Annotated in this window: 2 protein-coding genes; both read right to left on the reverse strand. The window is 74.0% G+C overall.

Going from position 1 to position 3634, the window contains the following annotated elements; genetic code table 11:
- The coding region (locus tag NBZ83_RS30855) for a 3-hydroxyacyl-CoA dehydrogenase NAD-binding domain-containing protein (RefSeq protein WP_261576385.1) at positions 1 to 2138 on the reverse strand (2138 nt) is incomplete at its 3' end.
- Positions 2139 to 2193: 55 nt separating this feature from the next.
- A complete protein-coding gene (locus NBZ83_RS30860) occupies positions 2194 to 3414 on the reverse strand; it encodes a thiolase family protein (RefSeq protein ID WP_261569228.1) in 1221 nt (406 codons plus the stop codon).
- Positions 3415 to 3634: the final 220 nt, after the last annotated feature.

Below are 3634 nucleotides of genomic sequence, written 5' to 3' on the forward strand. Positions count from 1 at the left end.
GGGGTGGCGACGCCGGGTGGGGTGAAGCGTTCGCCGGTGACGGCTTCGCTGATGCCGGTGCGGTCCAGGTAGGGGGTGATCCCGCCGAGGTGGAACGGCCAGCCGGCGCCGAGGATCATGCACAGGTCGATGTCGGCGGCCTCGGCGACGATCTTCTCGGCGAGCATGAGGTGGATCTCCTCGGCGAGCGCCCGCAGGGCGGCCTCGCGCACCTCGGCGGCCGTGCGCGGCCGCACCCCCGCAGCCGACCTCAGGGCCGCGGCGGCGGAGGGGTCGACGATCTGGGCGCCGTCCGGGCCGGTGGTGTAGACCGAGCCCCGGCCCGCCTCGACCAGCCGGGCGAGGCTCGTCGGCGCCCGGAACCGGTCCGGGAAGGTGGCGTGCAGCGTCTCGGCGACGTGCAGCGCGACCGGCGGGCCGACCAGCGACAGCAGGACGAGCGGCGACATCGGCAGGCCCAGGGGATCCAGGGCGTGGTCGACCTGCTCGATCGGCGTGCCCTGCTCCGCGGCGCCCAGGACCTCGCCGAGAAAGCGGGTGAGCAGCCGGTTCACGACGAACGCGGGCGCGTCCGCGACGAGCACGGCGTCCTTGCGCAGGTTGCGGGCGACGGCCAGGGTCGTGGCGACCGTCGCGTCGTCGGTGCGGGCCGCGCGGACCACCTCGACGAGCGGCAGCACCGACACCGGGTTGAAGAAGTGCAGGCCGGCGACCCGCTCGGGATGAGCCAGCCGCGCGGCCATCTCGGTGATCGACAGTGCGGAGGTGTTCGTCAGCAGCACCGCGGTGGGCGCGACCACGGCCTCCAGCTCGGCGAACACCGCCTGCTTGACAGCCAGATCCTCGAAGACGGCCTCGATGACCAGGTCGGCGTCGGCGAAGGCGTCCAACGTCGACGAGCCGGTGACGTTCGCCTTGTACCGGTTGGCCTGATCGGCGGAGATCCGGTGGCGCAGCAGCAGGTTGTCGATCTCCCGGTGGACGTTCGCGACCCCGGCGTCGAGCCGCTCGGAATCGATGTCGGTGAGCACGACGGGCACCTCGAGGCGGTGCGCGAACACGAGCGCGAGCTGGGCGGCCATCAGCCCGGCGCCGACGACCCCGACCTTCGTGACCGGGCGGGCCAACGCCGGATCCGGGCCGCCGACCGGCCGCTTCGCCCGCTTCTGCACCAGGTCGAAGGCATACAGCCCGGCGGCGAGCTCACCGCTGACCGACAGGTCTGCCAGCGCCTGCGTCTCGGCGGCGAAGCCGCTGGCACGGTCGGCCGTCTCGGCCAGCGCGATCAGATCCAGGGCCCGGTAGGCGGCCGGCGCGGCGCCGTGCAGCCTGGCGTCGGCCAGCGCCCGGCCGCGGGCGACGGCATCGGCCCAGGCGGCGCCCCGCTGCACCGGGCGGCGCCCGGCAACCGGGTCGATCTCCTCGCGCAGCACCCGGCCCACCCAGGCCAGCGACTCCTCCAGGAAGTCGGCCGGCTCCAGCAGCACGTCTCCGATGCCCAGTTCGAACGCCTTGGACCCGCGCAGGGTGCGGTTCTGGCTGAGCGCGTTGTCGATGATGACGGACACCGCCCGGTCGGCGCCGATCAGGTTCGGCAACAGCACAGTGCCACCCCAGGCCGGTACCAGGCCGAGGAACACCTCTGGGAAGGCGAGCGCGGGAATCCCGGCGGACAGCGCCCGGTAGTCGCAGTGCAGCGCCAGCTCCAGGCCGCCGCCCAGCGCCGCCCCGTTGACCAGCGCGAAGGTGGGGACCCGACGCCCGCCGAGGCGGCCGGAGCCGAGCCGGGCGAAGGCGTCGTGGCCCAGGCGGCCGAGCGCGTCCAGCGACGGGCGCAGCCGGTCCGCCTCGGTGATCGACGACCGGAAACCGAGGTCGGCCCCGACACTGAAGATGAACGGCTTGCCGGTCACGGCGATCGCGGCGACCGGGGGATCGTGCGCCTCGATCCCGTCGACGGCGGCGAGCAGCGAGCGCAGCCCGGCCGGGCCGAAGGTGCTCGGCCGGGTGTGGTCGTGGCCGTTGTCGAGGGTGACGAGGGCGACCGGGCCGGCCACCCCGGGCAGCGTCACGTACCGGACGTGCGCGGCCGTGACGACCTCGTCCGGGTAGTCCAGGGTCACCTCGTCGATCGTCATGCCGCCCTCTCCTGGGACTGGGTTCTCGCGTTCCCGCGTTCTCGCGTGGGCCCGGTCAGTTCGTCGCCGTGGTCGCGGCGCCGTGGTGGGGGTTCTCCCAGACCGTGGTCGCCCCCATGCCGAGGCCCACGCACATCGCCGTCATGCCGTAGCGGACCTCGGGATGCTCGGCGAACTGCCGGGCCAGCTGGGTCATCAGCCGCACCCCGCTGGACGCCAGCGGATGGCCCAGCGCGATCGCACCGCCGTACCGGTTGACGCGGGGGTCGTCGTCGGCGATCCCGAAATGGTCGAGGAAGGCGAGGACCTGCACGGCGAACGCCTCGTTCAGCTCGAACAGGCCGATGTCGTCGATCGTCAGGCCGGTGCGGGCCAGCGCCTTCTCCGTCGACGGGATGGGGCCGACGCCCATCACCTCGGGGGCGACGCCGGCGAACCCGTAGCCGACCAGCGTCATCTTCGCCGGCAGGCCCAGCTCGGCGGCCACCTCCGCGGCGGCGAGCAGGCATCCGGTCGCGCCGTCGTTGATCCCGGCGGAGTTGCCCGCCGTGACCCGGCCGTGCGGGCGGAACGGGGTACGCAGCCCGGCCAGCCCGGCCAGGGTCGTCGTCGGGCGCGGCGGCTCGTCGGCGGTGACCAGTTCCCAGCCGCTGTCGGCGTGCCGGGCCGCCATCGGGACCAGATCGGGCTGAATCTGACCGTTCGCGTAGGCCTTGGCGACCTTCTCCTGGGAGGCCAGGGCGTAGGCGTCGGCCCGCGCCCGGGTGATCGCCGGGTAGCGGTCGTGCACGTTCTCCGCCGTCGAGCCCATGACCAGCGCGGAGGGATCCACCAGCCGCTCGGCGACGAAGCGTGGGTTGAGGTCGGCGCCCTCGCCCATCGGATGGCGGCCCATGTGCTCCACCCCGCCCGCCACCGCGACGTCGTAGGCGCCGACCGCGATCGAGGACGCCGTCGTCGTCACCGCCGTCACGGCGCCGGCGCACATGCGGTCGACGGCGTAGCCGGGCACCGACTCCGGCAGCCCCGCCAGCACCCCGGCGATCCGGCCGATGGTCAGGCCCTGATCGCCGATCTGGGTGGTGGCCGCGATCGCCACCTCGTCGACGCGCTCCGGTGGCAGCGACGGGTTGCGGCGCAGCAGCTCCCGGATCACCCGGACGATCAGGTCGTCCGCCCGGGTCTCGGCGTAGACGCCCTTGGCCTTGCCGAACGGCGTGCGCACGCCGTCGACGAAGACCACGTCGCGGACCGAACCGCGGGCTGAACCGAACACGGTGGCCTCCCCACCGGCGACACCTGGCCGCCGGCACCTCGCCGTGAGACGCCGACCGCCCGCGCCGGCCCGAGGGGACCGCGCTGACGGTCAGCACCGGCGCGGACACCGCCGGCACCGGCTAGCCTACGGCAGTGGTTACCGGCCGGTAGACCACTCGCGTCGTCTGCCCCTGGTGTCGCGATCCGGCCGATGGCGCAGCGCCAGCGCGGAGGGGATC

Source organism: Frankia gtarii, assembly GCF_025403375.1.
Lineage (GTDB): Bacteria > Actinomycetota > Actinomycetes > Frankiales > Frankiaceae > Frankia > Frankia gtarii.